Raw genomic sequence first — 1,210 nt, 5'->3', positions numbered from 1 at the left:
TACCGCTAAATGAAATAAAACGACGTTTTAAGCATGAAATTAAACTGGAGTAGTAGAAAACTGTTTTTTATAAAAGGTATAAATAAAAAAGCCCCTAAAATAAGGGGCTTACGATTTTTTAATCACGTTAGACGATCAACTGTTCTCGTCTATTAAATAATCAGAATCCAGCACTAAATCCGATCCAGACTGCAAACCATGTTGGTGGCCCGTCTGCATGGCATCGAAAATGGCTAAAGCCAATTCGTTGCCACACTGATTGTCTTTACATAATGCATAATGTGTTTCAGGCAACCGAGGTAGCCCTTCTGTTTCACCCAGTACGCGTAAATCAGGACTCATCATCTCTATTGGCCTGGCGGTCACACCCAGCCCTGCCCTGACTGCCGCACGAATGGCAGAAAGTGAAGAGGCTACATAGGCGATTCGCCATGCAATACCGGCTCTGGTCAGATTTTCTATTGCCATATCGCGAAATGGGCTTGGCTCATCCATCACCACTAACGGTACCGATTCACCGGACTGGAACTGATAGTCGGCGGAACAGTACCAAAGCGTAGGTGATGTCCTTAAGATCACATGAGGATGAGTGTCGACCTTGGCTGTAGTAATAGCCAGGTCCACTTCGCCATTACTCAGCATATCAGCGATAAATGGACTGCGTTTTACCCGCACATCTATCGCTAGCCGAGGATATAGCGTCGCCACTCGGTTCAGCAAGAAAGGCAACAACGTATCGGCAGTATCATCAGATGCGCCGATAATGAGTGACCCTTCTATATTGCTGTACATAAGTGACGTACAAGCTTCATCGTTGAAACGCAAAATTTTTCTGGCATAGCCAAGTAACTGGAGACCATGTTCAGTCAATAATTTGTTACGCCCATGGCGGGCAAATAACTCCTTACCGACTAACTGTTCTAACCGTTGCATTTGTTGGCTAACTGCTGACTGAGTGCGACAAACCGCTGCGGCAGCAGAGGCAAAAGTATTCAAGTCAGCAACAGCTACAAAGGTTCTAAGCAGATCGAGGTCGAGATTAATTATCGGACGATTTGCATTTGTCATAGTGTATTCTTCACTTTTTTGAATTCTAATTACAAACTACCCTGGTGTATAAGTATCGCGCCATCAATAAGGGACAACGCTAAGTATGACAGTACCCCACTCACTAGAGTAGGGCAAAAAATTTACTTATATTTCGTTACCG

The 1,210-nt window shown here is 44.3% G+C and carries 1 protein-coding gene; it reads right to left on the bottom strand.

The window, feature by feature from the left end:
* Positions 1-135: 135 nt before the first annotated feature.
* Positions 136-1,068, bottom strand: a complete 933-nt coding sequence (gene rovM, locus V2A85_RS23805) for a virulence transcriptional regulator RovM (RefSeq protein ID WP_083158258.1) — start codon at positions 1,066-1,068, stop codon at positions 136-138.
* Between the last annotated feature and the right edge of the window lie 142 nt (positions 1,069-1,210).

Source organism: Yersinia sp. 1252 StPb PI (genome assembly GCF_048593885.1).
GTDB classification, from domain to species: Bacteria; Pseudomonadota; Gammaproteobacteria; order Enterobacterales; family Enterobacteriaceae; genus Yersinia; species Yersinia enterocolitica_E.
The sequence above is the reverse complement of the archived record's forward strand: the minus strand, read 5'-3'. Positions and strand labels throughout refer to the sequence as shown.

Coding starts and splice junctions, on each gene's coding strand:
- rovM (WP_083158258.1), bottom strand. CDS start 1,068: ATGACAAATGCAAATCGTCCGATAATTAATCTCGACCTCGATCTGCTT.